Annotated in this window: 31 protein-coding genes and 1 pseudogene; 13 read left to right on the forward strand and 19 right to left on the reverse strand. The window is 70.4% G+C overall.

Features of this window, described 5'->3' with window-relative positions:
- Nucleotides 1-337: 337 nt before the first annotated feature.
- On the reverse strand, nucleotides 338-1,594 hold the full coding sequence (locus tag ACBR40_RS05505) for an MFS transporter (protein WP_371247686.1): 1,257 nt from the start codon (nucleotides 1,592-1,594) through the stop codon (nucleotides 338-340).
- A gap of 70 nt (nucleotides 1,595-1,664) precedes the next feature.
- Nucleotides 1,665-1,898, reverse strand: a complete 234-nt coding sequence (locus ACBR40_RS05510; protein ID WP_371247687.1) for a hypothetical protein — start codon at nucleotides 1,896-1,898, stop codon at nucleotides 1,665-1,667.
- A gap of 217 nt (nucleotides 1,899-2,115) precedes the next feature.
- Between ACBR40_RS05510 and ACBR40_RS05515 the strand changes: the two genes are divergently transcribed.
- Nucleotides 2,116-2,625: a signal peptidase II gene (locus tag ACBR40_RS05515; protein WP_371247688.1), complete on the forward strand. Its 510-nt coding sequence runs from the start codon at nucleotides 2,116-2,118 to the stop codon at nucleotides 2,623-2,625.
- Between the two features lie 34 nt (nucleotides 2,626-2,659).
- On the opposite strand, the gene ACBR40_RS05520 is transcribed toward ACBR40_RS05515, so the two are convergent.
- The 4 genes from ACBR40_RS05520 to ACBR40_RS05535 are packed head-to-tail and all read right to left on the reverse strand — an operon-like array spanning nucleotide 2,660 to nucleotide 5,760.
- Nucleotides 2,660-3,256: a response regulator gene (locus ACBR40_RS05520; protein ID WP_371247690.1), complete on the reverse strand. Its 597-nt coding sequence runs from the start codon at nucleotides 3,254-3,256 to the stop codon at nucleotides 2,660-2,662.
- Complete coding sequence (locus tag ACBR40_RS05525; protein WP_371247691.1) at nucleotides 3,256-4,356, reverse strand: sensor histidine kinase; 1,101 nt, start codon at nucleotides 4,354-4,356, stop codon at nucleotides 3,256-3,258. The genes ACBR40_RS05520 and ACBR40_RS05525 overlap by 1 nt, the downstream gene beginning before the upstream one ends.
- 4 nt (nucleotides 4,357-4,360) lie before the next feature.
- Nucleotides 4,361-5,050, reverse strand: coding sequence for an ABC transporter permease (locus ACBR40_RS05530; RefSeq protein ID WP_371247692.1), 690 nt, complete (start codon nucleotides 5,048-5,050; stop codon nucleotides 4,361-4,363).
- Nucleotides 5,047-5,760 carry an ABC transporter ATP-binding protein gene (locus ACBR40_RS05535; RefSeq protein WP_371247693.1) on the reverse strand — a complete coding sequence of 238 codons (714 nt, stop codon included), beginning with the start codon at nucleotides 5,758-5,760 and terminating at the stop codon, nucleotides 5,047-5,049. The genes ACBR40_RS05530 and ACBR40_RS05535 overlap by 4 nt, the downstream gene beginning before the upstream one ends.
- Nucleotides 5,761-6,061: 301 nt before the next feature.
- On the opposite strand from ACBR40_RS05535, the gene ACBR40_RS05540 reads away from it, so the two are divergent.
- The 5 genes from ACBR40_RS05540 to ACBR40_RS05560 all read left to right on the forward strand — a co-directional run bounded on the left by ACBR40_RS05540 (nucleotide 6,062) and on the right by ACBR40_RS05560 (nucleotide 9,396).
- Nucleotides 6,062-6,604, forward strand: coding sequence for a hypothetical protein (locus ACBR40_RS05540; RefSeq protein ID WP_371247695.1), 543 nt, complete (start codon nucleotides 6,062-6,064; stop codon nucleotides 6,602-6,604).
- A 14-nt stretch (nucleotides 6,605-6,618) separates the two neighbouring features.
- Nucleotides 6,619-6,891: a hypothetical protein gene (locus ACBR40_RS05545; RefSeq protein ID WP_371247696.1), complete on the forward strand. Its 273-nt coding sequence runs from the start codon at nucleotides 6,619-6,621 to the stop codon at nucleotides 6,889-6,891.
- A gap of 227 nt (nucleotides 6,892-7,118) precedes the next feature.
- Nucleotides 7,119-8,006 carry a hypothetical protein gene (locus ACBR40_RS05550; protein WP_371247697.1) on the forward strand — a complete coding sequence of 296 codons (888 nt, stop codon included), beginning with the start codon at nucleotides 7,119-7,121 and terminating at the stop codon, nucleotides 8,004-8,006.
- Between the two features lie 147 nt (nucleotides 8,007-8,153).
- On the forward strand, nucleotides 8,154-8,876 hold the full coding sequence (locus ACBR40_RS05555; protein WP_371247698.1) for an SDR family NAD(P)-dependent oxidoreductase: 723 nt from the start codon (nucleotides 8,154-8,156) through the stop codon (nucleotides 8,874-8,876).
- A complete protein-coding gene (locus ACBR40_RS05560; RefSeq protein ID WP_371247699.1) occupies nucleotides 8,866-9,396 on the forward strand; it encodes a MarR family winged helix-turn-helix transcriptional regulator in 531 nt (176 codons plus the stop codon). The genes ACBR40_RS05555 and ACBR40_RS05560 overlap by 11 nt, the downstream gene beginning before the upstream one ends.
- 149 nt (nucleotides 9,397-9,545) lie before the next feature.
- Here the strand turns inward: ACBR40_RS05560 and ACBR40_RS05565 are convergent, their stop codons facing one another.
- Entirely contained in the window at nucleotides 9,546-9,998 is a 453-nt protein-coding gene (locus ACBR40_RS05565) for a MarR family winged helix-turn-helix transcriptional regulator (RefSeq protein ID WP_371247700.1), read from the reverse strand.
- A gap of 105 nt (nucleotides 9,999-10,103) precedes the next feature.
- Here ACBR40_RS05565 and ACBR40_RS05570 point away from each other — a divergent pair, with 105 nt between their 5' ends.
- Nucleotides 10,104-11,489, forward strand: coding sequence for an MFS transporter (locus ACBR40_RS05570; protein WP_371247701.1), 1,386 nt, complete (start codon nucleotides 10,104-10,106; stop codon nucleotides 11,487-11,489).
- The gene (locus ACBR40_RS05575) at nucleotides 11,486-11,674 is read left to right on the forward strand and encodes a hypothetical protein (protein WP_371247702.1); all 189 of its coding nucleotides are present in this window, start codon (nucleotides 11,486-11,488) and stop codon (nucleotides 11,672-11,674) included. Before ACBR40_RS05570 ends, ACBR40_RS05575 begins: the two co-directional genes overlap by 4 nt.
- Before the next feature lie 204 nt (nucleotides 11,675-11,878).
- On the opposite strand, the gene ACBR40_RS05580 is transcribed toward ACBR40_RS05575, so the two are convergent.
- Nucleotides 11,879-12,679, reverse strand: a complete 801-nt coding sequence (locus ACBR40_RS05580; RefSeq protein ID WP_371247703.1) for a hypothetical protein — start codon at nucleotides 12,677-12,679, stop codon at nucleotides 11,879-11,881.
- A 718-nt stretch (nucleotides 12,680-13,397) separates the two neighbouring features.
- Between ACBR40_RS05580 and ACBR40_RS05585 the strand changes: the two genes are divergently transcribed.
- The gene (locus tag ACBR40_RS05585; RefSeq protein ID WP_371247704.1) at nucleotides 13,398-14,174 is read left to right on the forward strand and encodes a hypothetical protein; all 777 of its coding nucleotides are present in this window, start codon (nucleotides 13,398-13,400) and stop codon (nucleotides 14,172-14,174) included.
- Nucleotides 14,175-14,266: 92 nt separating this feature from the next.
- The gene (locus tag ACBR40_RS05590; protein WP_371247705.1) at nucleotides 14,267-14,524 is read left to right on the forward strand and encodes a hypothetical protein; all 258 of its coding nucleotides are present in this window, start codon (nucleotides 14,267-14,269) and stop codon (nucleotides 14,522-14,524) included.
- A 54-nt stretch (nucleotides 14,525-14,578) separates the two neighbouring features.
- Here ACBR40_RS05590 and rpmF read toward each other — a convergent pair whose 3' ends face one another.
- The 5 genes and pseudogenes from rpmF to rpmG all read right to left on the reverse strand — a co-directional run bounded on the left by rpmF (nucleotide 14,579) and on the right by rpmG (nucleotide 15,691).
- The gene (rpmF, locus tag ACBR40_RS05595; protein ID WP_371247706.1) at nucleotides 14,579-14,746 is read right to left on the reverse strand and encodes a 50S ribosomal protein L32; all 168 of its coding nucleotides are present in this window, start codon (nucleotides 14,744-14,746) and stop codon (nucleotides 14,579-14,581) included.
- Nucleotides 14,747-14,748: 2 nt separating this feature from the next.
- On the reverse strand, nucleotides 14,749-15,048 hold the full coding sequence (gene rpsN / locus ACBR40_RS05600) for a 30S ribosomal protein S14 (RefSeq protein WP_371247707.1): 300 nt from the start codon (nucleotides 15,046-15,048) through the stop codon (nucleotides 14,749-14,751).
- Nucleotides 15,048-15,284 (reverse strand): 50S ribosomal protein L28, encoded by a 237-nt coding sequence (gene rpmB, locus ACBR40_RS05605; RefSeq protein ID WP_371247708.1) that lies wholly within the window; start codon nucleotides 15,282-15,284, stop codon nucleotides 15,048-15,050. The genes rpsN and rpmB overlap by 1 nt, the downstream gene beginning before the upstream one ends.
- Nucleotides 15,284-15,530: pseudogene (locus ACBR40_RS05610) on the reverse strand (type B 50S ribosomal protein L31). Before ACBR40_RS05610 ends, rpmB begins: the two are co-directional and overlap by 1 nt.
- Entirely contained in the window at nucleotides 15,527-15,691 is a 165-nt protein-coding gene (gene rpmG, locus ACBR40_RS05615) for a 50S ribosomal protein L33 (RefSeq protein ID WP_185107415.1), read from the reverse strand. The pseudogene ACBR40_RS05610 and the gene rpmG overlap by 4 nt, the downstream one beginning before the upstream one ends.
- Nucleotides 15,692-15,862: 171 nt before the next feature.
- On the opposite strand from rpmG, the gene ACBR40_RS05620 reads away from it, so the two are divergent.
- The 3 genes from ACBR40_RS05620 (at nucleotide 15,863) to ACBR40_RS05630 (ending at nucleotide 19,396) form a co-directional block, all read left to right on the forward strand.
- Nucleotides 15,863-16,147 carry a hypothetical protein gene (locus tag ACBR40_RS05620; RefSeq protein WP_371247709.1) on the forward strand — a complete coding sequence of 95 codons (285 nt, stop codon included), beginning with the start codon at nucleotides 15,863-15,865 and terminating at the stop codon, nucleotides 16,145-16,147.
- A gap of 487 nt (nucleotides 16,148-16,634) precedes the next feature.
- Entirely contained in the window at nucleotides 16,635-16,889 is a 255-nt protein-coding gene (locus ACBR40_RS05625) for a hypothetical protein (protein ID WP_344207937.1), read from the forward strand.
- Nucleotides 16,889-19,396, forward strand: coding sequence for a tetratricopeptide repeat protein (locus ACBR40_RS05630; protein WP_371247710.1), 2,508 nt, complete (start codon nucleotides 16,889-16,891; stop codon nucleotides 19,394-19,396). The genes ACBR40_RS05625 and ACBR40_RS05630 overlap by 1 nt, the downstream gene beginning before the upstream one ends.
- A 251-nt stretch (nucleotides 19,397-19,647) precedes the next feature.
- Here ACBR40_RS05630 and ACBR40_RS05635 read toward each other — a convergent pair whose 3' ends face one another.
- From ACBR40_RS05635 to ACBR40_RS05660, 6 genes are read right to left on the reverse strand one after another with little or no spacing between them, the layout of a single operon-like run.
- A complete protein-coding gene (locus tag ACBR40_RS05635; protein WP_371247711.1) occupies nucleotides 19,648-20,310 on the reverse strand; it encodes a hypothetical protein in 663 nt (220 codons plus the stop codon).
- Between the two features lie 13 nt (nucleotides 20,311-20,323).
- Entirely contained in the window at nucleotides 20,324-21,934 is a 1,611-nt protein-coding gene (locus ACBR40_RS05640) for an FAD-dependent oxidoreductase (protein WP_371247712.1), read from the reverse strand.
- Nucleotides 21,935-22,990 (reverse strand): LacI family DNA-binding transcriptional regulator, encoded by a 1,056-nt coding sequence (locus ACBR40_RS05645; protein WP_344207933.1) that lies wholly within the window; start codon nucleotides 22,988-22,990, stop codon nucleotides 21,935-21,937. It abuts the gene before it with no gap.
- Nucleotides 22,987-24,480, reverse strand: coding sequence for a DUF4127 family protein (locus ACBR40_RS05650; protein WP_371247713.1), 1,494 nt, complete (start codon nucleotides 24,478-24,480; stop codon nucleotides 22,987-22,989). The genes ACBR40_RS05645 and ACBR40_RS05650 overlap by 4 nt, the downstream gene beginning before the upstream one ends.
- On the reverse strand, nucleotides 24,477-25,346 hold the full coding sequence (locus ACBR40_RS05655; RefSeq protein ID WP_371247714.1) for a carbohydrate ABC transporter permease: 870 nt from the start codon (nucleotides 25,344-25,346) through the stop codon (nucleotides 24,477-24,479). Before ACBR40_RS05655 ends, ACBR40_RS05650 begins: the two co-directional genes overlap by 4 nt.
- Nucleotides 25,343-26,290, reverse strand: a complete 948-nt coding sequence (locus ACBR40_RS05660) for a sugar ABC transporter permease (RefSeq protein ID WP_344207930.1) — start codon at nucleotides 26,288-26,290, stop codon at nucleotides 25,343-25,345. Before ACBR40_RS05660 ends, ACBR40_RS05655 begins: the two co-directional genes overlap by 4 nt.
- Between the last annotated feature and the right edge of the window lie 4 nt (nucleotides 26,291-26,294).

The raw sequence follows: 26,294 nt of genomic DNA on the forward strand, positions 1-26,294 counted from the left end.
AACGAGCTCAAGGACGCTCCAGAAAATGAGAATCATTTTCAATGGACCGTATCACCACGCATGGCCTAGGCACGATTGGGGCGCAGGCGCCGGAGACAGCCGCCTTGGTCTGCTGCCGCGCACCTGTGTGCGATGGGGAGGGTGATGTCGCAGCCGAGCACGGCGGATCGGCCGGTCCCGGAGTGTGTCCGACCGGCGGAGTCCGGGTCGCGGCGGGCCTTGGCCGGGTTCCGGCTACCCTGGGCGTTCATGGGCCCCACCTGACGCACCCGGCGCTGCAGACCTGGGCGACGGTGTTCGTGGCGGTGTGCTTCAGGCGGTCGCCGGCTCCGCGTGGTCAGGCGTCCACGGGGGTGGCCTCGGCATCGGAAGCGTGCGTGGCGCGGGCGGCGGCGATGGTGGCCCGGCCCGAGGGCACGCGGGACGCGATCGCGATCACGGCGATGGCGGCCAGCCCCGCGGCGATCAGCAGGACCTGCACGCTGACCACGTCGGCCAGCGGGCCGAACACGGCCATGCCGACCGGAGTGGCCAGCGCCATCACGATGCCGACGTAACTGAACACGCGCCCGTGCATGGCCGGTTCGACGGTCTCCTGGATCAGCGTCATGAACGGGGTCGAGAACGGCGGCACCAGCAGCCCGAACACGAACATGAAGCCGTAGAAGACCCACAGGTTGCCGCTCAGCCCGAGCGCCACGGTCGCGAGCCCGAAGCCGTAGACGGCGACAAGGATCAGCCCTATCCGGCTGCGGTTGGCCAGCACCGTGGACATCAGGACGCCGCCGAGCAACATGCCCAGGCTGAAGGCGATCTCCAGTGCCGCCAGCATCCACTCCTCGGTGCCGAAACTGCGCGCGACCATCAGTGGCGTGACGAACGAGGGCGCCACGGTGAGCAGGAAGATGACGGCGTACACGATGAGCAGCCAGCGCACGATGGGATGGGCGCGGACGTATCGCATCCCGTCGACCAGATCCTGCCGGTAGGAGACGCGGTCCTCGGCCGAGGGCTCCAGGCTCGGTACGGCGACCAGGGCGAGCAGCCCGATCCCGATCACCGCCGTGACCACGTCCAGGAAGAAGACGGAGACGAGACCGAAGGAGGCGAAGATCGCCGCAGCGACGGCAGGGGCGAGCAGCGCCATCGCCGAGTGGATGGTCTGGAAGATCCCGTTGACGCGCATCAGATGCTCACCCGGCACGATCTGCGGGATCATCGCCTGTACGGCGGGAGTCTGCACCCCGGCTCCCAGCGACCGGACCGCCACGGCCAGCAGAACGATCCACAGGTCGGTCACGCCGTTGGCCATGAGCAGGCCGAGCACCAGCGTCGCCAGGGCGATGGCGCCGTCGGCGACCATGACCAGCACCCGGCGGTTCATCCGGTCGGCGAGCACCCCACCGAAGATCGACACCACGCCCTGGGGCAGGAAGGCGGCAACCGCGTAGAGTGCCACCGCCAGCCCGGAGCGGGTCTGCAGGGTCACCCACCACATCACCGCGTACTGCGCGATCATCGAGCCGAACAACGACACGGTCTGCCCGGTCAGGAACAGGGCGACGTTACGCCGCCAGCGGGTGGTCGTGGTCATCTGGTCCTTCTCCGCTCGCGGTGGACGTGGTCGGTCGCCGGACAGGCGTGGGCTGGGTCGGGGCCGGCGGTCACATGTCCAGCCGGTCAGGCGCGGCACCGTACAGGAAGAGATCGACGACGTCCTGAGCCAGTTGCCGGCAGGGGGTGGGCGCCGGGCGTTCCTGTGCAGGCAGGGCCACCTCCGGCGGCAGTGGCTGGGCAACGGCGGCCTCTGCGAGGGAGACTCCGAGGTAGCCGCGTTCGGCCAGGAGCCGCGCGAACTCGTCACGCGCGCGGGTGCGGGTGTCGACCTGCTGGGTCACGACCGCCCATCTCCTGTCTCGTGCCGAGCCCGATGAGGCTTTCCGGGATGGCGACGCAATCTACCTACCAATAGGTAGGGGGACAAGCGAATAAGTACCGCCCATGGGGGTCTCACCCATTTCGAGCTCGTCCGGCCGTGTCGCTGCGACCAACGTCCGTGGTCAGTACAGCTAGTAGTCTCAGGGAAATATGGGCTGGACAGCACGGAGGCCATGAATGATGCGGTTAGAGCGGGGTTCGAGCCGGCTGTACGGCATGATGCTCATGCTGGCAGCAGTGGTCCTTGTCGTGGACCAGCTCACCAAGCTCTGGGCGGTCTCCACGCTGTCCGACAGTGAGCGCGTCGCCGTGATCCCCCCTCTGATTCACTTCCGGCTGCTGTACAACCCCGGCGCCGCGTTCTCCATGGGCACCGGCGCGACATGGGTGTTCGCCCTGACGGCGACAGCCGCGGTGGCCGGCATTCTCTACACCGCGCGTCGGCTGGCCTCCCCCGCCTGGGCGCTTGTGCTGGGCGTGCTGCTCGGCGGGGCGGCGTCCCACCTGGGCGATCGGCTCTTCCGCGAGCCCGGCTTCGCCCGCGGGCACGTCGTGGACTTCATCGACTACGGCCTGTTCGTGGGCAACGTCGCCGACATCGCACTCACCTGCGGGTGCGTCGCGATGCTGCTGCTCAGCCTGCGTGGTGTGCCGCTCGCCAGGGTGCCGAGCGAAAAGTCCGTCTAGCTTCTGGCCTGGGGCCATCCGACGGCCGACGGCGCTACAGGAGCCCGCGTTCCATCGCCACGACGACGGCCGCGGCCCTGGTTTCGACGCCGAGCTTGGCGAAGACGTGCTTGAGATGGGTTTTGACGGTGGTCTCGCTGATCAGCAGAGCCCGGGCGATCTCCTTGTTGGCCGCGCCCCGCGCCACCAGCCGTAACACCTCCAGTTCGCGTGGGCTCGGCTCCTGCGCCGCGGGCCTGCTGATGAGCGCGGAGGCGACCGACGGCGCCAGGACGGCGCCGCCCGCCGCGGCCGTACGGACCGCCCGGTGCAACTCCTCGCGGGGCGCGTCCTTCAGCAGGTAGCCCGCCACCCCGGCCGCCATGGCCCGGGTCACATCGGCGTCGGTGTCATAGGTGGTCAGCACGATCACCTTGATCTGCGGGTGGTCCGTACGCAGCCGCTCGATCGTGCCGATGCCGTCCAGGCCGGGCATGCGCAGGTCCATGAGGGCGACGTGCGGTCGCGCCCGCCGGGCCATGGCCAGAGCCTGGAACCCGTCGGCTGCTTCGGCGACCACCTCGATGTCGTCGACATGGTCGAACATGCCGCGCAGCCCGTCGCGGACCACCGGGTGGTCATCGACGATCATCAACCTGAGGGGATGCGCAGGCACAGTGCGGTCCCCTCTCCCGGCGCCGACTCCACCGTCAGCGTGCCGCCCACGCCGCGTGCACGTTCCCCCATGGCCGCCAGCCCGTAGCCGGAACCGCGTGCCCTCGGATCGAAGCCTGTGCCGTCGTCGAACACGTCCAGCGTCACCTCATCGTCCATGTACGTCAGCGTGATGGCCACCCGGCCCGCCTGGGCGTGCTTGGCCACGTTGGACAGCCCTTCCTGCGCCGCACGCAGCAGCGTGCCGCTCACCTCCCCGGCCAGCGGCCGAGGGGTGCCGTCCACCGTCACGGTCGCGCTCACCTCGCAGGCTTGCGCCCACCGCTGGGCGACCTGCGCCAGCGCCTCCTCCAGGCGTGCCTCCTCCAAGGGGCCGGGCCGCAGCGCGTCCACCGAGCGCCGGGCTTCGCGGAGGTTGTCGCGGGCCAGTTCCTTGGCCAGCGTGATTCTCCTGCGTACGGAGGTCAGGTCGGGATCGCCTTGTCCGGGCATGGCCTGCTCGGCCGCCTCCAGTTGGGTGATGATCCCGCTCAGCCCTTGGGCGAGGGTGTCGTGGATCTCCCTGGCCAGCCTCGCCCGTTCCTCCAGCACCCCGACCGTCTTGTTGTGCGCGCTCTGCCGCATGACGTAGGTCACGAACAGGCCGATCGCCACCACCAGGCCGCAGCTGCCCGCGAGCCGCCACAGGGCGCCGGGGTCGTCCAGGTAGTCCCTGGCCGCGAAGGTGCACAAGATCGTCGCTATCGCGCCGGCGTAGGACCAGGGAGTGCGCAGCATCACGTACGCCTGGGGCATCAGTCCGAAGATGACCACGTCGAAGGAGCGGTCGGTGAGCACCAGCGCGACGTAGAGAGCGCACAGCACGGCCAAGTGGAGCGCCATGGGGTGGAGCCGGCCGAGCAGGTGCGGCCGGCGGACGACGAAGAACCCGTGCCAGCCGGCCATCAGCGCCGCCACCACCAAAGACACCGGGGCCGGGCCGGCGCGCTCGCCGATCGACAAGATCAGCCCCAGCGCCAGGCAGGCGTAGAAGAGCAGGTGGAAGGCGTGCAACCAGCGCGCCTCCCAGACGTTCACCTCGTCACTCCCATCGGAACAACGTCGCGGCCAGGGCCGTGCCCGCGACGATTATCCCCGACAGGATCAGCATCGGGAAGAACGCGGCGGTCCCGTCCCACGCACTGGTCAGCGCGTCCACACCCGGGGTCAGAGGCAGGAAGTCGCCGATCTGGCGCAGCGAGTCGGGCAGCGCCTTGCGAGGGACGGCCGCACCGGCCAGGAAGATCATCGGGAACATGACCAACATGCCGATCAGGCCGGCGCCCCTGGTGTTGCGCATGATCGCGGCAATCACGAAGCCGAGCGCGCAGACCATCACTGAGCACAACACGAATGCGACGGCCAGCGCCGGCACGTTCGCAGGCGCTTTCGCGCCGAAGAACACGATCGCGGCGGTCACCAGAAGCGTGGAGCCGGCCAAGGCGGCGGTGACCTGCGCCACCAGCTGGGCGCCCAGCAGCAGCAAGGGGGAGACCGGCGTGGTCGCCAGCCGCTTGAGCACCTTGCGCTCCCGGTAGGCGGCCACGATGCCGGGCAGCGCTCCCATGCCACCGATGGCCGCGATCATCGCGAGGTAGCCGGGGACCGAGGCGCTCTCCCCGCGCTTGAGCACCAGCAGCATGAGAGGGAAGGCCATCGTGAAGAACAGCGAGGCGGGGTCGCGCGACAGCAGCCTCAGCTCGGTGACCGTCAAGGCCGTGAACGCCTTCATCGGGTGGCTCCTTCCAGCACGAAGTACGCCTCTTCCAGGGAGGCGGTACCGGTTCGGGCGATGATCTCGTCCGGCGTGCCCATGGCCTTGACCCGGCCGCGGGCGAAGACGGCCACCTTGTCGCACAAGGCCTCGGTCTCGTCGAAGTAGTGGCTGACCAGCACCACAGTGGTGCCGGAGCGCTTCAGGTCGCCGACCAGCCGCCAGGTCTCCCGGCGAGCCACCGGGTCCAAGCCCGTGGTCAGCTCGTCCAGCACGACCACCTCGGGGTCCCCGACCAGGGCCAAGGCGAGCATGAGCCGCTGTTTCTGCCCGCCGGACAGGTCGCCGTACGCCCTGCGGGCCAGCGGGCTCAGACTCCAGCGCTCCATCACCTGCCGCCAGTCGGCCGGACGGTGGTAGAAGGAGGCGAACAGCCGAAGCGCCTCGACCACTTTGATGCGATCCGGCAGCGCGCTCTCCTGCAGTTGTGCCCCGACCCGCTGGGCCAGGGCCCGCCGCTCGCGGGCCGGGTCCCGGCCCAGCACCCGAAGCGTGCCCCCGTCAGGCCGTTTCAGCCCGAGCAGGCACTCCACTGTCGTGGTCTTGCCGGCGCCGTTGTGGCCGACGATGCCGAAGGTCTGCCCGGCGTGGACCGTGAACGTCACACCGTCCACGGCGTTGGTGTCCCCGTAGCTCTTGCGCAGGTCCGTCACCTCGATGGCTTCCATGCCTCAAGGCTCCCGTCGCGGCGGCCCACGCGACATCACCCATCGCGTCGCCCGGCATCCTCCATCCGGGTGATGCCGGGCGGATGTGGCGACGCGACCGGGCCCGGACCACAACGCACTCCGCGCCACCGCCCGAGCACGCTCAGGCGGGCTGCGGGCACCCTGCTCCTCGAAACGCTCACCTCCGGCGAATGACCGGAGGGCCCGGAAGGAACGGTGCCGGGAGCCCAGCGTGGACGTTCCAGCGCGCTACAAGAGCGTTGCAGCCGAACCACAAGCGGGCTTCCCTAGCCTCGTGATCATGTTGACGACCCTGGTTGTGACCGCCTCCCTCCTGTTCACCGGCGCACCCGCGCAGAGCGTGGCGACCAAGCCGCTGACTTTCCGCGGCATGACGCTCCAGATCCCCAAGACCTGGAAAGTCGGGAAAGAAGACATGTGGGGCATCCACGTCAAGACCGGCGGCTGCGACCGGCTCGCCGTCCAGTGCCGTGGGTTCTACCTCGTCGGGCCGAAGGGCATCTCCCTGGCCCGCCACGGCAACCCCTACGACCCCGAGGAGCCGTACCACCCGGGCAACGGGCTCGCGGCCTGCACACCCGACAAGCGCTACGTGGAGGACTTCCCCGGCAAGCTCGTAGAGCGTGGTCTCCGCCCGGTCGGCGCGGGACGCAAGGCCACCTACCGCGTCTGGCGCGTCGGCTGCTCGACGCAGTCGGGCAAGCGGACCGGCGTCTCCTATCAGGAGCGGATCTGGCACCTGCCCAAGTCGAAGATCCTCATCGTCGACCAGTGGAGCGACAGCCGGCTCGGTGCGATTCTCCAGAGGGCGACCTGGAGCTGAGCCCGCCGATCACGATGCTCGCGACCACGGCGAAACAGAGCAGGTGCGAGAACGGCCGTGGCGGCAATGGTGATCAGCACGAACTGCCGTCGCGCCAGGACGTGGAGCGCGCGGATGTGCCGGAGCGCCACTCCCCCGAGCGCCGCACGATCCTGGTGCTCCGCGATCTCGAAAGGGCACCGGACTCCCCGCGGGTGGCAGCCGACACGGTGAAGTCGCGCCGCGAATGCCTTCGCCGTGCCGCCTTCCGGTGGACCAGGGCCGCCGACCCCTCTGCCAAGCTCTAAAGCACCCCCAAGCGGGCCGGCCTCCACAACCTCGTACGCGACCTGCGGGCCCAGGGCGTGCCGATCGACGACGTCGGTCATGTCGAGCCGGTCGGCACCCGTCAGGCCGATTGATCGGCCTGCTTGGCGTCGACCCGGCCCAGGGAGTGGGGGCCGATCCCAGGGCGGCGCGGGCGCCGGGCCATGCGAGGTCGCCGGAGGTCAGGGCGCTGCGCAGGTAGGCCGTGGTGAGCCGCTGCAGGCCGAGGCCATCGGCGAGCGCCCGCAGAGAGCTCCTGCGGCGCACGGACGCCCACCGGTACATCCTGGATGTCGACTGGGCCGCCATCGACGTGGCCGGCCTCAACGATCAGATCATGGCGAAGGAAGCTGAGCATCAGCGGATCCTGCTGGGCAACGACGTCCTGACCGAGCTCACGGCCCGCCACCAGTTCCTCGAAGCAGCGCGCAAGACCACGTTCATCGCCGAGCAGCAGGTCGCGACGCCGGACGACGAGCACACCCGGCTCGGCGCCAGCCTTGCCGCCGTCACCGAGCAGCTGGACCGCGACCACCTCGGCGCGTCCCTGGCCGGCGAGCATCGGATCAGGCTTGACGCCGAGTTCGCGGGTGTGGCGGATCCCGGCGACCACACCCGGTTCGCCGGCTGCGTGGAGCGGCTCACGGCGGTGCTGCTGCGGCGGCGCAAGGACGAGCAGGACGAAGCGCGTGCCGCGACCGACGCCCTCGAGCACCTGTTCAGGGCGCTCGACAGCCGTTGGCCCGATCCGAACCGGAGCGAGACGATGCTGTCGTATCCCGCCTCCCGGGACATCCTGCACGACATCGAGACCACCGGCTTGCACCAGCGTCAACAGGAGTGGAAACGCCGCCTGTCCCAGTGGAGCGGGGAAGACCTCGTTCCGCTGTCCGGCGCGTTCGACACCTGCGTCGAGGAGATCGAAGAACGACTCGACCCGGTCAACACCATCCTCGCCACGCTGCCTTTCGGCCCTGGACGAGACCGCCGGCAGATCAAACTCCGGTACCTGCGCGTCGAGCTTCCCGCGTTGGATTCCCGGCCTGCGCGGCAGGCGGGTACCGCCCCTGCTGGCGGTCGTAGGACCTCAGCGTGAGACGGCCGGGCTGAAGGTCACGGGATCCCGTCTGATCGTCGAGATCGGGCGGGATCTTGTCGTTTCGTGGGTTCTCGGATCGGCGTAACGGTAGATCGCAGCGTCTTTGCTAAGCTGAGTTTAGATCTAAACTGGGGAGAGATCGGCATGACACGCACGATTGTGGTCAGCGGTGGCGGCACCGGCATCGGCAAGGCGGTGGCAACGCGCTTCGCGGCCTGCGGGGACCGAGTGGCAATTGTCGGCCGGCGGGCCGACGTACTGGAGAAGGTGGCCAAGGAGATCGGCGGCACCGCGCTGCCTGCCGATCTGAGCGAGCCGGCTGAGGTCGAACGAGTGCGCGCCGACCTGGCCGAGCGTTTCGGCACGATCGACGTGCTGGTCAACAACGCGGGCGGCAACGTCGAAGGACGCGGCGGTTCCGATGGTGTCGCGGAGCGTTGGATGGGCAACTTCCGGGCCAACGTGTTGACGTCGGTGCTGCCGACCGAAGCGTTCCGCGATCTGCTGAACCCGTCAGGGCGGATCGTGTTCATCTCCTCGATCGCGGCCTTCCGCGGCTCGGGCGGCACTTCCTACGGTCCGATGAAGGCGGCTCTGCACCCGTACGCGTTCGACCTCGCCGCCGCTCTCGGGCCACGCGGCATCACAGTGAACGTGGTCGCCCCGGGGTTCATCGAGGACACCGAGTTCTTCGGTGAGGCCCTGGATGACGAACGCCGCGTGATGCTCGTCGAGCAGACCCAGACAGGCCGGGCCGGGACGCCGCAGGACATCGCGGAGACCGTGCACTGGCTCGCCTCGTCCGGCGGCGGGCACGTCACCGCGCAGATCATCCAGGTGAACGGCGGCGCGGAACGTGGCCGCTGACCCGCCGCGCGACCGCGCCGACGTCATCCAGGGCGCTTGGCGGCGCGAGCTGCCCGGCGTGCCGGTGGAGTCGATCGGGGTGATCACCCGGATCTGGTGGGCGGCCAAGGTGTTCGGCGACGAGCGCCGCCGTCTCCTTGCGAACCTGGGTGTCGACGTCGCCGTGCTGGATCTGCTGTCCACGCTGCGGCGCTCTGGCACGCCGTACCGGATGAGCCCGAGCGAGCTGGCCGACGCGTGCATGGTGACGCGCGGCGCGATCACGCAGCGCGTGGAGCGAGCGGTGAGGGCAGGGCTGGTCGAACGGACCACCGTCGGTGAGGGTTACCACGCACGCGCGGTCACCCTCACCGACGAGGGCAACGCCTTGCTTGACCGCGTTGTCGCCGACCTGCTCGCGGCAGAGGACCGCCTCATCGGTCACCTCGCGCCCGAACGCCGTGACCAGCTCGCCGACCTGCTGCGCGAACTGCTCGCCGGACTCGGCGGCCCGAGCCTGACCGGGCAGGTCGGGGACTGACATTCCAGCCGCGCCCACTGCACATCGGTGAGGTCGAACCGCCACGTCACCGCTAAGGTGGCCACGAGGTCTCCGGTTACAGGTTCTTCTTGGTCGATGAACCCTCTACCGGAGGCCTCTTCGCTTGTCCGGCTCCGACACGCCGTTGATCAACACTTCGAGACAGGCCCCTGGTGGGTCTGTGCGAGCAGGGCGGTCAAGGTGCCGGCGACCCGCCGTAGGTCGTCGCCCGGCAGGTCCGCGGCCAGTTCCTCCAGCCTGCTGATGATCTCCCCGTGCACCCGTACGGCGAGGGCCTCCCCCTCAGGCGTCAGCTCGACCCGGCACGCGCGCCGGTCGGCGTCGTCACGCACGCGGCGGACCAGCCCGCGCCGCTCCGCCCGATCCACCAGCCCGGTCAAGCTCGGCTTCTCCAGGTGCAGGAGCCTGCTGAGGTCCGTCATCCCGATCCCGTCGCCACTCGTCAGCACGCACAGCAGTTGTGCCTGCTGCGGGGTGACGTCGCGCTCGCGGCTGACGTCGACGAAGACGTGCTGCACCAGGTGCGACGTCCGCACCAGCGCTGCGGCGAAGCCCAGCTCGGCGTCTGTCGCGCTCTTCATCCGCACCTCCTGCCGCCGAGTGTAGTTGCGGATAGTTCGTGCCACAAACTATGTTGTTCGCATCACGAACTGTTCGTGTTACGAATCATGTTTGGAGGTACGTCCATGCCCGCGTCCCCCCGGCGGATCGTGACGGCGCTCGTCACGACGGTCTTCGGCTACTCCCTGATGCAGACGGTCGTGGTCCCCGCGCTCGGCCTGCTCACCCGCGAACTGCGCACCACACCGGCCTGGTCGGCCTGGATCCTCAGCGCGTTCCTGCTGTCCAGCGCGGTGCTCACCCCGCTGCTCGGACGGCTCGGCGACCTGTACGGCAAGCGCCGCGTCATGGTCGGCGTGCTCGCCGCGTACGCCGTCGGCATGGCCGGCGCCGCGCTCGCCCAAGACATCGCCCAGCTCATCGCCGCCCGCGTCGTGCAGGGCGCGGCGCTGGCGGTGGTGCCGCTGTCGATGGCGATCCTGCGCGAGGCGTTGCCCGGAGAACGGCTGGCGTCGGCGATGGGCCTGGTGTCCGGCATCGTCGGCGCGGGAGCCGGAGCCGGGCTGGTGGTCGGCGGACTGCTCGCCGACCGGCTGTCGTGGCGCTACCTGTTCGTCCTCGGTGCGCTGCTGGCGCTGATCAGCCTCGGCATGGTCGCGCGATGGGTGCCCCGCGGTGAGCGCGCGGCCTCCGGCGGGCTCGACGTGCCCGGCTCTGTGCTGCTCGGCCTCAGCCTCGTCGTGGTGCTGCTCGCCCTCACCCAGGGCCCCTCGTGGGGGTGGTACTCGGCGCCGGTTCTCGGCCTGGCCGCGCTCGGGGTGCTGCTCGCCGCCGGGCTGCTGGTCGTGGAGCGGCGCAGGAGTGACGCCCTCATCGACGTCGCAGAGCTGGCCGACCGGCCGATGCTGGCCACGCATCTGGCCGCGCTGGTGTTCGGCGCGGGGTCGTACTTCTTCTACGTGGCGATCCCGCTGCTCGCCCAGCAACGGCCCGGCCCTGACGGCGCCGGCTTCGGCACCTCGGTCACGGTCGCCGGCCTGCTGATGCTGCCCGGCATGCTGGCCATCATCCCCGCGGGCATGGCGGTCGGCCGGATCTCGGAGGCGTTCGGCTCCCGCTGGCCGCTGACGATCGGGTTCCTGGCGATGGCCGCGGGATCGGCACTGATCGCCGTGTCGCACGGCGCGTACTGGCATCATCTGGTGTTCTACGGGATGGTCGGCGCCGGGTCCGGGCTCGTCATGGGGGCGCTGCCGAAGCTGATCTCCGACAACGTGCCGCCGGCCAGGACCGGCACCGCGAACGGGCTCAACAACATCGCCCGCACCGTCGGCGGCGTCGTCGGCAGCCAGCTCGCCGCCGCCGTGATCGCCTCCGGAAGCGCCGGACGCGCCGGAGCAGTGCCCGACTCGGCCTTCACCGCGCTGTTCTGGCTGGCGGGAGGGGTGGCGGTGGTCGGGGTCGCGATCTCTCCGTACGCCGTGCGCGCTCTGCGGACGGTGACGGCATGAACATCTTCAGCGAACGCGAGCTGGCCTACCCGCGCGGCGAACGGCTGCTGGGTCGCCTGGCCACCGTCGGCGCCGACGGCATGCCGCACGTCGTACCCGTCAGCTGGTCCCTCGACGAGACCGTGGTCCCAGACTGGGCGGCCCGGGACTGCCGGGCGGGGGTGTTTCTCCCCGGTCGCGGCTGAGCGAGGTGAGCTGGGCGGTTTATGCGATTGGCTGCTCACCAGCCAGATACGCGACCGGCTCACCCCTCACCGATCAACTGACAAGTCGTCTTCTGCCCGACGGGCTGTTGCACGCCATGGCATGGGCGGCCGTCGGTGGTGCGGACGAGGAGATCGAGGGCGCTCCGCAGGGCCGTGCCGGCCGGCGCGGCCCTGCGTTCCCGGTCAGCCTGTCTGGACCTGGTTCTTCGGAGGGACCGTCACGCGGACCTTGCCGCCCCAGCCCCTGTAACGGGTCTCGACGGTGATGACGTCGTCGTTGACCAGGCTCTCCGACCAGTGCTCCTTGGCCAGGTGGGAAGTGATGAGCCGCTGGGGCAGGCCGTTCGTCCCCAGGGTGAGCTCGTACTGCAGCACGCGGTCCTTGGGCCTGACGATCGCGGCGGCCCGGTACCAGGGGGACGCCTTCCACAGGGCGGCCTCCCCGATCGTGCCCTTGTAGGTCCGGCCCGACCGCTCGCCGTGCTTGATGAGGACCTGCAGCGTCGCGGGCTCTGCCGCGTTCACGTACTGGCTGTACCAGCCGTTGAACCCGCCGGGCAGGGTGCGCTTGAGCCTGATCCAGCTCTTGCCCTTCTGCCTCGCACCGTACCGCATGGCGCCCTTGATGTAGCTGTACCTGCCGACGGTGATCGCGCGCTCGTCACCCAGGTCGTCGTCGAGGTCGTTGAAGACGGGGCCCTCGTGCGGGATGTACGTACTGCGCAGGTCGGCGGCGGCGACGGTTCCCGTGCCGCCCTTGACGGGCTTGCCGTACTGCAGCACTCCGGTGCGCCGCAGGAAGACCGTCCTGCCCTCCAAGTCCACATACGACGTCACGTCCGTGACCTTGACCCCCTGCCCGGCGATCACCCGGCTCTTGAGCGCCTTCACCGGGTCGGCGGGCGCGGCGGCGGCAGGGGCCGCAGGGGCGGCCGCGACGGTCAGGACGACGGCACCGACGAGCCCGGCGAGCAAGCGCTGCAACGGATTCCTCCTCAAAGGGACAGGCCGGAGCATCCTGACACATCTTGATCACGCCGTGGCAACGGGGAAGGCTGGTGGAAGAGCGCTTCGTCGACCTTCTGCTTCTTGCCGTGGGCCGCCCACATCGGAGCACCTCAAGCCCGGCAGCTTGTCGATCGCCGGCACGCCTGGAACAACCTGATCGAAGCCGTGGATCGCTGTGCCTGGACTTCACGAAACAGCAGGCTCGGGGGGTAGATCCCTGGAGCGGTGGCCGAGGCCACACCAGCGCGGCGGGCGGTCACCCGAGTGCGGGGACGGTATCGCACTATGGCGGCTGAGCGGACATGAGGATGATGGAGCCTCCAACAATCGGCCCGAAGATGATGATCACGACGGCGGCCAGGGAAGGACGGCGACGGTGGGGTGGTCGTCGGCGCTGGGCCGTGACCGAGCGTCGAAGGCGGTGCTGCAAGGTGCCCGTGATGCCGGGGGTGGGACGGCCGTCTTGTTGCCGGTACCGGGATCCCGGCCTCGCCGGGTGAGAGCGGTGAGCCGGCCACCCTCACAGCGGGCGATCCATTGACGATGGCGGACCGCTGATCTCGAGTGCGGCCAGGCGCTGCTGTGATCGCGGCGAGACCAACGCATGCGAAGATCGCCGGCGTCAGCCTGTGTCGACGAGCACCGGACCCAACGCGAGGAGAAGCATCACGTGATGAGGCGATGGACGACGGTCGTGACGCTCACTGTGACAGGGCTGGCACTCCCCGGCGCTCCCGCCATCGGTGCGACCAAGGCTGGCGACCCGGTCGCGGCGATCCAGCGCCAGCTCGTCAAAGGACACGGCGTGCGGATCACCCAATACAGCACGTTCAACTCGGACCCGATCTCAGGCTGGGAGCGCTTCAAGCCGACGAAGGGCGTCGTCGGATTCGGTGACGGCAAAGTGGTGGCGACCGACCTCTGGCATTCCCAACTGGGGGAGGCAGGCGTGCGCGTCATCTGCATCGGCGAACGCCTTTGGGAGTACGACCCGAAAGCAAAGCGGCCGAAGGGCAAGAGGTGGGTCGCCATCAAAAATCCCTGCGTGTCGCCCCTGGAGACGGGACACCTGCGGTTGGACAAGCCGGCCGTGCTCGCAGCCGTGCTGGCGACCACGGCGACCACCAAGGCCTCGGACACCTACGACGGATCGCCCACGACTCTCCACGAAGGATCGATCTCGTTCCGTCAGCTGTGGAATGTCCGGCCGGAGCTGCGTGACGGCTTTGTGCAGGATGAACACGCCGACTGGAAAATCGATTGGCGGCTGTGGATCGGCAAGGACGGCCTCGTACGCCGTGCCTGGTCCAAGTGGCGTCAGCCGGCAGGAGATGAGTTCAAGGACCTCACCTTGGGCCAGGGCTGGATGGGCTTCGTTAGAGATGTCCGCTACTCGGACTGGGGAATGAAGCTTGCCATCAAGCCTCCGCCTGCCGCTCAAACCATCGCCTTCGAGAAGCTGAAGCACTGAGCGGCGAGCACGCGAGACGTGCGCTGTATTCCGGCCGACTGGCCGCCAAGGACACGCTCATCAGCCATGACCTGGCAGGCGACCGGACCGGGGTGTTCTCCGCCGGAGTCATGCCGGGCCTGCCCGGGTTGCTGTCCAGGCTGCTGGCGAAGGGGCGCCGCTACGACGTCTTCGTCTCCAACCGGCTCCCCGAGGCCCTCGCGGCGGCCTGGGTCGAAGCGGACGGCAGCGACCCCCGCCACGCTCACCCCGCACGCCGACTCCGTCGTGCGCGCCTCGCTACAGACCCGGACGCCACCGCCACCGGACTGCGCAACGATCCACTGGTCGAAGGCCTCGTCATCACGTGATCTTGGCGTCGCCGCCCCCGCCGCGCGACGCGGCGGGGGCGGCCAGGACGAGCCTCATCGAGGGGTGATGAGCCCTCGCTGGTAGGCACGTACGAGACGACGGGGAACGAGCAGTTCACGCCCGTGCACCGTGATCGGGACGAGGTCGGGAACGGCGGCCTTCCACTGGCTGCGGCGGTGCCGGGTGTTGCTGCGCGAGGTCTTGCGCTTGGGGACGGCCATCGCTACCAGCTCGCCTTCGTGATGCCAGGTAGCTCGCCGCGGTGCGCCATCTCACGGAAGCGCACCCGGGACAGCCCGAACTTGGTCAGGTGACCGCGCGGCCGGCCGTCCACGGAGTCGCGGTTGCGTACGCGGGTGGCGCTGGCGTCGCGCGGCTGGCGGGCCAGCTCGCGCGCGGCGTCCGCACGCTCCTGGGGTCTCCCGGCGCGGATCAGCTCCTTCAGCTCGGCGCGCCGTCGCGCGTAGCGGGCGACGACGGCCTTGCGGCGCTCGTTCGCAGCGATCTTGCTCTTCTTCGCCATCAGACCTTCTTCCCCCTGGCGCGGATCCGCGCCACGGCCGCCTCGACGCCGATCTTGTCGACGGTCTTGATCGCGCGGGCGCTCAGCGTGAGCCGGACGAAACGGTCCTCGCTGGGCAGCCAGTAGCGGCGCTGCTGGATGTTGGGGTTCCAGCGGCGGCCGGTGCGGCGGTGGGAGCGGGAGACGTTGTCGCCGAAGACCGGCTTGACGCCGGTGAGCTGGCAGTGCGCGGACATCAGGTCCTTCCGTAGCGCTGGTTGAACCGCTCGACGCGCCCGGCGGTGTCGAGAACGCGGCTGCGGCCGGTGTAGAACGGGTGGCTCGCCGACGAACACATCGACATCCACCACCGGGTACGTCTTGCCGTCGATCCACTCGATCGTCTTGTCGCTGCTGAGCGTCGAACGGGTGAGGAAGGCGAAGTCCGCGCCGGGATCGCGGAAGACGACCGGGCGGTAGTCGGGGTGGATGCCCTTCTTCATCGCTCCTCCCTGAACAGCACGTGCCGGCGGATGCGGGGGTCGTACTTGCGCAGGGTGAGCCGGTCGGGGTCGTTACGCCGGTTCTTCGTCGTCACGTAGGTGTAGCCGGTGCCGGCCGTGGACTTGAGTTTGATCACGGGTCGCACCTCATTTCTTGCCAAAACGGTTCCTTTCGGCGTGCGATACTGTGCCATGTTAACGATAATGGTTTTCGTTTCGTCAATGGAAGGCTCGGTGTCAACCCCCGTCGTCCTCGTCGCGGGCCTGCATGACGCGGCTCGCACCGCCGCCCCCAGTTCGTCCTGCTGGCACCCGGCGCATCACTGCTGATAGTGGAGTTATGGGACACGGTCGAGCCACGATCGGTCGCCGAGGCCATCGACCGCGAGGAATCCCGCGAGATCCTGCGGCTCACCGCCGTGCTCACCGCTCTGGACGCGGCGGCCCTGCCCGAGGACATCACGCGCGGCGAGCGCCTCGGCGAGGTCGGCAAACCCGCGGCCGAGGGCGACCGGCGCCATCTGGCCGAGGTCCTGGCCCGGCAACTCGAGTACGCCACCGGCCTGGTGCTGGACGGCGGCGACGACTCGCGTCCCGGAGGCCGGAGCCGCCGCTGACGCTGCGGCAGCAAGGGCTCGACCACTACCCACAGCTCGTCGCTGACCTCCCACGGCTTCAGCTTGGCCACCCGCGCTCCTCTCGCCGGCTACAGCGAGAGATCAAGCACAACGTAGATCATTTGTTAGGTGCTCTTGGTGTCGTCCGCAGGTGAGGGCTTCGGCTGTGGACGACGGTGCGAGGCATGGGGCCCCCATCGCCGTCTTTGCCCTGGTCATCGCTCACCTCCTCGCCCTCGGCGCGACCGCCTCGCCGCGCCGTAGTCGACGAAACCCGTCTTCGTCGCCGGTGAGCCCCCGACGAGTGGGCCGTCGTGGCGAAAGGACCCGGACGGTCATGTACGACCGCAGGCAATTCACAGCCGCGCCCCCACGGAATAAGGTGACCCTGCAGGGAGCGGGCTTTCCTCTGTCATGGCGGTGCCGTTTGAGCACGGGTATCAAGCGTGGCGTGGCGGCCGCGGGAACGGTGGTGGTGGCCGCCGCAGTGAGTGTCACCACTGGCATGCTGACCCAGCACTGGGCGGTGGCCTGGTGGATCGCCACCGGGGTGCTGGTGCTGCTCGGTGGCGGGTTGCAGGCGTGGCTGACGGTCGGCGAGCGGGCGCGGGCGAGCCAGCGAGTCACCGATACGAGGGTGACAGGCTCGGTGCGGCAGACCCTGGCGGAGGCAGGAGACCAGGGCGTGGAGCGTTCCGAGGTCGGCGGGGACGTGTCGCAGCGCCAAGAGAACACCGAGTGATGGCCCTGAGGCGGCGTCGCCGGGCCGACGTGGCACAGGCGGTGGACGGCTCGACGGTGCACGGGGATCTCGTCCAGGCGAACGTCAACGTGTCCGGCGTACAGGCGCATATCGACCAACGGACGATCCTGGCCCCCGTCGCCCTGGCGGGGCGTGACCTCTACCAGTACACCGCCTCCTTCTCCGGTCCCGCGCCGGTGCCGCCGCTGGTCCGGCACGGCCTGGCCAGGGACCTGACGGACTTCACCGGGCGCGGCGGCGAACTGCAGCGCCTGTTACGGGGGACGCGGCGGCGGCCGTCGGTGATCACGATCGACGGCATGCCGGGCGTAGGGAAGACCGCGCTGGCCACGCACGCCGCTCACCTGCTGTCGGGAGACTTCCCTGACGGGCGGTTCTTCGTGTCGTTGCGGGCGGGAGAGGGGGCCGCGGCGGATCCGGCGGAGGTACTGGAGAGCTTGCTGCGGGACTTGGGGGTGCGGCCGGAGCACGTCCCGCCGTCCCTGGAGGGCCGCGCGCGGTTGTGGCGGGACCGGACGGCCGCGCGCCGCGTTCTGCTGGTGCTCGATGACGCGGTGGGGCACGAGCAGATCGAGCCGCTGCTGCCCGCGGTTTCCGGCTGTCTCACCTTGGTGACGAGCCGGCGGCGCCTGGAGGCGCTGGACGGTGCGGTGCCGCTGTCGCTCGGCGAACTGCCGCCCGAGGAGGCGGCGGAACTGTTCATACGGGTGTCCCGGCGTCCCGCGTCCGGTTCCGATGCCGTGGCGGAGATCGTGGACCTGTGCGGGCGACTGCCTCTGGCCATCGTGCTGGCGGCCGGACGTCTCGCGCATCGGCCCTCGTGGAGCGTGGAGGAGTTCGCCGCGGCGCTCCGTGCGGCGGACGACCGGCTGGGCCAGTTGGCCGGTGGCCCGCGTACGGTGCGGCTGGCGTTCGAGGTCTCGTACCGGAGTCTGCCGGCTGCCGGGCAGTTCATGTTCCGGAGGCTTGGGCTGCATCCGGGACCGGATATCGACGTGGGCGTGGCGGCCGCGGCGGGCGGTGTCCCCTCGCCGGAGGCCGCTCGCGAGTTGGACGGCCTGTACGTCGATCACCTGCTTGAGGAGACCGCGCCCGGCCGGTTCCGGCTGCACGCCCTGCTCGGTGTGTACGCCCGCGAGCTGTCGGAGCGCGAGGACACCGGCGCCGATCGGGAAGCGGCCATCGCCCGGATCCTGGCCCACTTCGAGGAGCTGGGCCGGGACGCGCGGACACCGGATCTGATGCGGGCGCACTACGCCAATGTCGTCGCCTGCGCCGAGTGGGCGGCCTCGCAGGAGCGGTGGCCGGTCCTGGTGCGGCTGGTGAGGATGCTGGCCGGGTTCATGCGCGGGGAGGGACTGTGGCGGCAGGCGGCGGTGCTGCACGGCAGGGCAGCGGACGCGGCGGCCCTCCTCGGTGACGGCCACGCCGAAGCGGACGCGTTGCTGGAGCTGGGCTGGATCGAGCAGGCCTTGGGAGAGTACGGGGAAGCGAGGCTGACGTACGAGCGGGCCATGTCGTTGTTCCGCGGCCTCGGCGACCAGCGGGGGGAGGCTCGGGCGCTGAACGATCTGGGGTGGGTCGCGCAACTGACGGGTGATCTCGCGGGCGCGGAGCGGGCCCATCAGGGGGCGCTGGACCTGTTCCGCGCCGTCGGCGACGGAGCGGGGGAGGCCGCCGCGCTGAATCAGATGGGCCGGTTGAAGCAGGCGGCGGGGGACTACCGCGGCGCGGCGCACATGCACAACCGGGCGCTGAAGCTCTTTCGCGCGCTGGCCGACCGGGCGGGGGAGGCGCACGCCCGTACCGAGTTGGCGTGGTCGTTGTCCGGGATGCCCGGCTGGTCACCTGCTCCCCGCAAGCTGCACGAGCAGTCGCTGGAGCTGTTCAGGGAAGTCGGGCACCGGCTGGGCGTGGCCAATGCCAGTTATGGGCTGAGCTGGCACATGGGCGGTCACGATCGGACCAGGGACGGACGCGACCGCGATGCCGTACGTGACGAGGCTCTGGCGATCTACCGCGATCTGGGCAGCCGCCTGGGTGAGGCGATCGTGCTCAACGACATGGGCAGCGACCTCGTGTACTCGGATCCCACTGCGGCGATCGGCCCGTTCGAGCAGGCGGCGGCGTTGTTCCGGGAACTCGGCAACCTGGCGGGCGAGGCGAAGGCGCTGGAGGGCATCGGCAGGTCCTATCACAGAAAACTGGATTTCGTACGTGCCCGCGACTCCTTCGAACGGGCTCTGGCGCTGTATCGGGCGCTCTCCGACGCCGACGCCGTCTCCGTTGTGGAGCGGTGGCTCGACGAGATCCGGGAGGCGATCGACGATTACGCGGCGAGCAGGGGCAGGCTGGATCGGCTCGTCGAGCGTGGCCTCGGCTGGCTGAGAGTGCCCGACCCGCTCGTGGTGGCCGCCCAATGGCGGGCGCGAAAGCAGGAGCGCCGCAGGCTGGAGTACGAACGGCGATACCGCTTCCACCGATAGGCGGGGAGGGCGCGCAGGTCGTCAAGTCCAGTGCCCGCGTCCTCGCCTGAAAGGAGACTCCCCGCGGACTCCAGCTTCCTGCGCCACGCCGAGGCGGGCTCTCGCCCGCGAAGCCGGCAGGCGATCGGCGCATGCGCGGACGAGGCTGTCGAGCACCGGCCGGCCCTTGCCCGCACGCCGGCCCGCCAGTGGACCGGTCAGGGCCCCGCCGGCCTCCGGACGGTGGGGCCCACAGGTTCGCTGGACGGAAGTCAGAGGGCGGCGGCGTACGGCGCGATCCTGGCGCCGAACTCCGCCGGGTCGGCCCCCGTCACCACGGCCCCCAGCAGCACCGCGGCCGCCCCGGCGTCCCGCAGGGACGCGAGATCGTCCGGGACCAGCGCGTGCTGGCTCGGCACGATGACGGGGACGTCGACCGCCGACGCCACCGCCTCCAGCCTCGCCAGGGTCGCCAGCGTCAGCGGCGTGCCGTACCTGTCGGGTTCGAGCGTGGACAGTTCGAGCGCCCCGCACCCCCGCCGCACCAGGGCCCGCGCCTGGGACGGGCCGTCGCCCGGCCCCAGGGCGACCATGGGCGTCACCGGCCCGCACGCCTCGACGTAGCCCGCGGGCGCGTCGGCGGCGTAGACGTCGAAGTAGTCGAACCCCATTTCCCGCGCGGCGGCCATCTCCGCGAGCGACACCGATCCGGCCGCGCCCACGACGAGGCCCGTCGGTACGCCGAGCGCGAGGATGCCGCGCAGCGCCTCGCGCTCGGCGTCCAGCGAGCCGAAGGCCGTCCCCGAGGCCCGGTGCCGCACGTTCGTGTGCACCTTCAGTCCGTCGGCTCCGGCCCGCGACGCGGCCTGGGCGAGCGCGGTCTCGTTGCGCGGCAGGCTGACCAGGAGGGCCGGCCGCGACTCGGGCAGACGCATGCGAGAACCCGTCTCAGTAGTAGGTGACATTGGGCCAGTCCAGTTCCATGCCCTGGGCGGCCATCGATCGCTGGACCTCGGCCAGCAAGTCCGGCGTCGCGGTGACCTGCTGCGGCTCGGTGTCCCTGGCCACACAGAACGACGCCAGGTGACCGGCCGCCTCGCCCACGGTCCACTCGACCGGGTGGACGCGGTAGCAGCCGTTGGTGATGTGCGTGGTGCTGATGTTCTTGCCCGCGGCGATCACGTTACGGACCCGTTCGGGAACCAGCGCCCGCATCGGGATCTGGAACGGCCACGCCGGCACGTCGATGTAGTTGTCCCCGCCGGTCGAGGGGTGCAGGTCGATCCGGTACGAGCCGATCCCGACGCTGTCGTGGTAGGAGACCGCTCCTCCGGGGCGTACGGCCACCGCGAGGTCCTGCTCCACGATCCGGTACTGGCCGCGGATCCGCCGCGACTCCCTGACGTACGGGCGCATCGCGAAGCCGTCGGCGGTGCCGGTGACGTCGGGACGCGGTTTCAGGCCGGGCCAGCCGGTGCCGCCGTCGGGCCGGGGCGCCTCGGACTGCAGCCAGTAGAGGAAGCTCAGGCTCTGGGCCCGCGCCGCGGCCGTGTGCGCCGCGTTCTGCTCGGCGGTGCCGCCGATGACGGGGCCGCCCAGGTAGTCGATCATCGGCCAGTTCACGATGGTGATGTCGCTGTCGAACGCGCCGGGCCGGAAGTGGTTGCGGGCCAGGATGCGCCGGAACGTCCACAGCTCGTCCGACCCCGGGTCCTTGCTCTGGTCGGCGACGATGCCCGTCGGGTCGTCGTCCGGGTTCGGGGTGAAGACGTGGCGGCGGGGTTCCAGCGTGTGCGGGTGCGGGGCGACCCAGCCGAGCTGGGGGCCGTGCCACCACTCGGGAGCCACCGCCCGCCAGGCGGCGTAGTCGTCCGGCTTGTCGATCGTGTGGTCCTCCCCCGCGTGGTGGGAGAGCGCGAAGCACACCGACACCGCCTGCATGTTGTCCGGCCGCGCGATCGCCGCGGCGTGCGGTTCGCCCGTGTCGGCCTGCGACTCGGCGCCGGTCGTGAACTCGGTCCCGGTGATCGGCAGCACGTCCCCGGCCTCGGTGGCGTCCAGGACGAACCTGGCCGTGACGGTGACGTCGCCGCCCGTCTCCAGGTCGTGGAAGCCCATCGCCGTCACGTGGTCGCCGTCGATCTGGGCGGTCGCCGGGACGTGCCGGCGCAGCACGGTGATCTTCCCGGCCGCCTGCCACGGGGCGAGCATGGCCTCGATCACGGCCAGGGCCACCCGCGGCTCGTGGCACAGCGGCCCGACCCGGCCGGCGCCGGGGTTCAGGTGGGCCAGCGACCTCGACGCGGACCGCAGCGGGTATTCCCTCCGGTAGTACTCACGGATGCCGTCGCGCAGCCGCCGGTAAGTCGCGGTGCTTCCGAAGGACTCGATCCAGGGATGTTCGTCGGGCGGGACGAGCTGCGTGGTGAGCTGCCCTCCCAGCCAGGCCGTCTCCTCGGTGAGCACCACCTGCGCACCGTTCCTGGCCGCGGCCAGGGCGGCCGCGACGCCGCCCAAACCTCCCCCGACCACCAGTACGTCTGCGCGGAACTCGGTCACTCATGATTCCTTTCGGTTGGAGCCGCTGGTCTGCCCAGCGACGAAGGTGCATGGCAGCTCGACGGCCCGCGGCTCGACCTCTTCCGCCGACTCGAGCTGCTGGACCAGCAGCTCGACCGCGCGCATCCCCATCTCCCGCCGCGGTATCCGGAAGCAGGTGAGCTCCGGCCCCGGAACGGCGTCGGGCGCGTCGCTGAGCGCGGCCACCGAGCACGCGCCCGGCACGTCGACGCCCATCCCGGCGAGGAGGTCGAGCAGCCTGAGCGCGACCACCGACTCGTGGGCGATGAACGCGGTGGCCCCGGCCGCGAGCAGCCGCCGTACCTCCTCGGCCGACGGCCCCTCCTCCTTGCGGACCGACAGGACGAGCCCGTCGGTGTCGAGCCCGTGCCGGCTCTGCGCGGCCCGGAACCCGGCGTCACGGTCGGCGGACGGCTCGCCCGGATCGGCGGCCGTCAGGTAGGCGATGCGCTCGTGCCCGAGGCCCACCAGGTGGTCGACGACCTTGCCGGTCGCGTTCGCGTAGTCCGCGGTGACGTACGTGACCGGGCCCGGCACGTCACGGCGGCCGATCAGGACGAACCTGAACCCCTCGTCCCGCAGCCGGACGAGGTCGTCCCGGTTGGTCTCCTTGCCGAGCATCACGCAGCCGTCGGCGAGCCCCAGCCGGTTGACGCCTTCGCGGTAGATCGACCTGCCGCCGTCCGAGCCGGTGGCGCTGGTGAACATCAGCAGGTCGTAGCCGAGCGCCTCGGCCGCGGCCTCGATCCCCACCAGGAACGGGTAGTAGAAGTCGTGATGATCCATCGGGAACAGCGACTCGAACGTGTAGACGCCGATCAGATGGTTCATCCCACCGGCCAGGCTGCGCGCCACCGGGTCGATGGTGTAGCCCAGGGACCGGGCCACCTCGAAGACGTGCCTCCTGGTCTCCGGAGGGATCCGGATGGTGTCCGAATGCCTGCCGTTGATGACGATGGAGACCGTGGTCTGCGAGACACCGGCCAGCTTGGCGATGTCGGACTGGCGCGGCCTGCGGCGGGGCGCGTCTTTCACCGGGGATCGTTCCCTTCCTCGAGGTGCTCCAACTCAAAGGAAATCTCAAAGGGACGATCCCACGGGAAGCTGACGCTGCCGGGCGCAATTCGCAACTTGTCGGCCGGGGGGCCGAGGTCCGCGAGCAGCTCGCCGAGCTCCCGCTCCACCTGGTCCGGCCGAAGGTCCGTCCCCGGGGTGAGGAACCCGCGCCGCGCGGAGGTCTGGTACCCCCAGTCGTCGAGCAGCCGATGGACGAGGGTGCGGGCGTGCTCGGCCAGTTGCCGGTCGCCGGCGGCCAGCAGGCGGCTGCATCCCTGGGCCAGCGCGCTGCCGATCGTGTTGCCCGCGGTGTTCCACCCCGCGTACCCGGCGAGGCGCGGGAGCAGGCCGGCCTCGCGCAACGCCATGACCAGCGCGGGGTCGGCGCCGTTGGCGTCGGCGACGTCCGCCACCGCGACGGGGAGCCCGGCCTCCAGCAGGTCCCGCGCCCGTCCGGCGAGGCGCACCGCCTCGCCGGACGGCCGCTCCGGCTGGTCCGGCCCGGAGCACCAGTCGCGCGGGGGCAGGCCGGGAGGGTGCACCGCGAGCACCAGGTCGGCCTGGCCGATGTCCTCGACGAGGACCGCGCCGATGGCCGCGACCTGGTCGGCGATCGTGTCGCGGACGGGCACGTCCTCGTAGGCCGCGATCCGCCCGAGCGCGTCCGGGTCGAGGCAGGCGAGCGCCACCCTCGGGCGCAGGCCGGCGTGCTCCAGCGCGGCCCGGACGGTCAGCACGGCGCCGGCCTCGTCGGCGCCCGGGTAGCAGCCGATCCGGTCGCCGAGGCCGAGGCGGCCGATCCAGGCTTCCAGCCACTCCCGCTCGCTCGTGGACACGCTCTCGACCGTGCTGTCCTCCACCAGGATCGACAGCGTGTCGACGACTCCCTCCGCCACCAGCTCGACGCAGGCCAGGTGCATGGCGTGCAGGCGCAGCCGCCGGGTGAAGAAGTCCGCGACGAACGGCTCGGGGATCTCCGCCCTGGCGGGCGCCACCGCGCCGGGTCGTCCGTGTTCGGCCCGGTAGAGCTCCTGCGAGAGGGTGAAGAACCGCCGGCCGTGCCGGTCCCAGTAGGCCGGCTCGGCTCCGGCGCCGTCGGTCTTCTTGGTCCGCATCAGCGTGACGAAGGCGTGGACGGGAAGGTCCGGCCGGGCCGCCCGGACGCGCCGCAGCACGTCCAGGCGGGCCAGCGTCCGGGCCAGCGGCTCGGCGGTGCGCCGCGAGGCGACGAATCCGCCGTGGGCGAGCTGGTTGACGCTGACCACGACGGCGTCGCTGCCGGCGGCGGCGTCCTCCAGCCACCGGGACGTGCCGTCCAGGTCCGCGGGTGCGCCACCCGCCGGCAGGAGCCCGGCCGGCGGGAGCCGCAGCAGGGTCCCGGCGGCGCCGGCCAGCCCGGCCACGTGGCCGGTGTTCACGGGCCGGTCGTCGAGCGGCAGCAGCGTCACGACCGGTCTGCGGTGCGTCATCCCTTCACCCCTCCCGCGCCCAGCCCCTGCACGAAGTGCCGCTGGCCGGCCACGAAGATCACCAGTACCGGCACGATCGCGATGAACGTCCCGGCCATCAGCGGGCCGTACTGGGTCACGCCGCTGCCCGCGAACGAGCTGAGCGCCAGCGGCAGCGTCTGCATCTCCGGCGACGACACCGCCACCAGCGGCCACAGGAAGTCCTCCCAGGCGCCGGTGAAGGAGAGGATGGCGATGGTGGCGACGATCGGCCGGGCCAGCGGCAGGTAGACCTGCCAGAAGATGCGCAGCTCCCCGGCGCCGTCCAGCCGGCCGGCCTCCGCCAGCTCGGCCGGCATGTCGAGGAAGTACTGACGGGCGAGGTAGATGTTGAGCGGCTGCACCAGCATCGGCAGCACGAGGCCGACGTGCGAGTCCAGCAGCCCGCTGCCGCCCTGGCCGAACAGGTCGTTGCCGCCGGCCAGCGGGAAGCCCTTGACGATGAGGAACAGCGGGATCAGCTGCACGATGGACGGCACCATGGCGCTGCCCAGCACCGTGGTGAACAGCAGGCGCGAGCCGCGGAAGTCGATCCGCGCCAGGGCGTAGCCCGCCGCCGTCGCCGCGATACAGTTCCCCGCGACCGTGAGGGTCGCCACGATGAGGCTGTTGGCCATCGCCCCGGGGATGTTCGTGGAGTTCCAGACGTAGGCGAAGTTGTCCAGCGTCGGCTGGTCGGGCAGCAGCTTCGGCGGGTAGCTGAACACCTCGGTCTTCGGTTTGAAGGCCAGCGACACCATCCACACGAACGGCATCGCCACCAGCAGGGTGACCACCCCGGTGAGCAGCGCCCTGCGCCGGCCGGCGCCGGCCGTTCGCGCGTTCATCGCCTGCCTCCTCTCGCCATCGAGCGGATGCTGAGGTAGGCGAGGCCGAAGATCAGGCAGAACAGCAGGAACGCCATGGCGCTCGCGTTGCCGAGCCTGTAGTGCTCGAACGCCTCGTTGTAGATCAGCATGTTCAGGACGGTCGTGGAGGACAGCGGACCTCCTGAGGTCAGGACGTAGATCTCGGAGAAGGACTGGGCGAGGTAGATGAGGTCGACCACGACCACGTACGTCGTGATCGGCACGAGCAGCGGCAGGATCACGTGCCGCAGCGTCCGCCAGCGTCCGCACCCGTCCACGGACGCGGCCTCCAGCAGCGAGGCCGGGACCGCCTGGAGCCCCGCCAGGAAGATGATCATGCTGCCGCCGAGCGCCTTCCAGGCCCGCATCCCGATCAGCGACAGCAGGGCGGTGTCCTCGTCAGTGAGGAAGTCCACTGGCGGCAGCCCGACCAGGTCCAGCAGGTAGTTGAACAGCCCGTCGTGGGAGTACAGCCACAGCCAGATCATGCTCACCGCCACCAGCGGCACCACCCGCGGCAGGTAGAGCACCGCGCGGAACAGGGCCACGCCGGGAAACCGGCCGTTGACCAGCAGCGCCAGGGCGAGGGCCGCCGGCACGGCCAGGATCAGCGTGCCGAACGCGTACTGGACGGTGATCCAGATCGCGTGCCAGAACTCGCCGGACTGGAGCACGGCGAGGTAGCCGTCCAGGCCGTGGAACCTGGGCCCGCCGCGTTCGACCGGATTGTACGAGGTCAGGCTCAGGTAGAAGCCGTACCCGATCGGCACGATCGTGACCAGCGACAACGCGAGGGCGGCGGGCAGGACCAGGAGCCAGCCCGCCCGGCGCTGGGCCGAGCGGAGCGGGCTCCGGCTCGGCCGGCGTGCCGTCACGGGCTCGGGCCCCGAGGACGTTCCCGGCGGCCGGGTCTCAGTCACCATGATG

Source organism: Nonomuraea sp. AD125B (assembly GCF_041402765.1).
GTDB lineage: Bacteria > Actinomycetota > Actinomycetes > Streptosporangiales > Streptosporangiaceae > Nonomuraea > Nonomuraea bangladeshensis.

Bases quoted from the DNA above. Each gene is read 5' to 3' on its own strand.
- ACBR40_RS05505 (WP_371247686.1), bottom strand. From the start codon at position 1,594: ATGACCACGACCACCCGCTGGCGGCGTAACGTCGCCCTGTTCCTGACC.
- ACBR40_RS05515 (WP_371247688.1), top strand. From the start codon at position 2,116: ATGATGCGGTTAGAGCGGGGTTCGAGCCGGCTGTACGGCATGATGCTC.
- ACBR40_RS05520 (WP_371247690.1), bottom strand. From the start codon at position 3,256: ATGATCGTCGATGACCACCCGGTGGTCCGCGACGGGCTGCGCGGCATG.
- ACBR40_RS05530 (WP_371247692.1), bottom strand. From the start codon at position 5,050: ATGAAGGCGTTCACGGCCTTGACGGTCACCGAGCTGAGGCTGCTGTCG.
- ACBR40_RS05535 (WP_371247693.1), bottom strand. From the start codon at position 5,760: ATGGAAGCCATCGAGGTGACGGACCTGCGCAAGAGCTACGGGGACACC.
- ACBR40_RS05540 (WP_371247695.1), top strand. From the start codon at position 6,062: ATGTTGACGACCCTGGTTGTGACCGCCTCCCTCCTGTTCACCGGCGCA.
- ACBR40_RS05545 (WP_371247696.1), top strand. From the start codon at position 6,619: ATGCTCGCGACCACGGCGAAACAGAGCAGGTGCGAGAACGGCCGTGGC.
- ACBR40_RS05555 (WP_371247698.1), top strand. From the start codon at position 8,154: ATGACACGCACGATTGTGGTCAGCGGTGGCGGCACCGGCATCGGCAAG.
- ACBR40_RS05565 (WP_371247700.1), bottom strand. From the start codon at position 9,998: ATGAAGAGCGCGACAGACGCCGAGCTGGGCTTCGCCGCAGCGCTGGTG.
- ACBR40_RS05570 (WP_371247701.1), top strand. From the start codon at position 10,104: ATGCCCGCGTCCCCCCGGCGGATCGTGACGGCGCTCGTCACGACGGTC.
- ACBR40_RS05575 (WP_371247702.1), top strand. From the start codon at position 11,486: ATGAACATCTTCAGCGAACGCGAGCTGGCCTACCCGCGCGGCGAACGG.
- rpmF (WP_371247706.1), bottom strand. From the start codon at position 14,746: ATGGCCGTCCCCAAGCGCAAGACCTCGCGCAGCAACACCCGGCACCGC.
- rpsN (WP_371247707.1), bottom strand. From the start codon at position 15,048: ATGGCGAAGAAGAGCAAGATCGCTGCGAACGAGCGCCGCAAGGCCGTC.
- rpmB (WP_371247708.1), bottom strand. From the start codon at position 15,284: ATGTCCGCGCACTGCCAGCTCACCGGCGTCAAGCCGGTCTTCGGCGAC.
- ACBR40_RS05630 (WP_371247710.1), top strand. From the start codon at position 16,889: ATGGCCCTGAGGCGGCGTCGCCGGGCCGACGTGGCACAGGCGGTGGAC.
- ACBR40_RS05635 (WP_371247711.1), bottom strand. From the start codon at position 20,310: ATGCGTCTGCCCGAGTCGCGGCCGGCCCTCCTGGTCAGCCTGCCGCGC.
- ACBR40_RS05650 (WP_371247713.1), bottom strand. From the start codon at position 24,480: ATGACGCACCGCAGACCGGTCGTGACGCTGCTGCCGCTCGACGACCGG.
- ACBR40_RS05655 (WP_371247714.1), bottom strand. From the start codon at position 25,346: ATGAACGCGCGAACGGCCGGCGCCGGCCGGCGCAGGGCGCTGCTCACC.
- ACBR40_RS05660 (WP_344207930.1), bottom strand. From the start codon at position 26,290: ATGGTGACTGAGACCCGGCCGCCGGGAACGTCCTCGGGGCCCGAGCCC.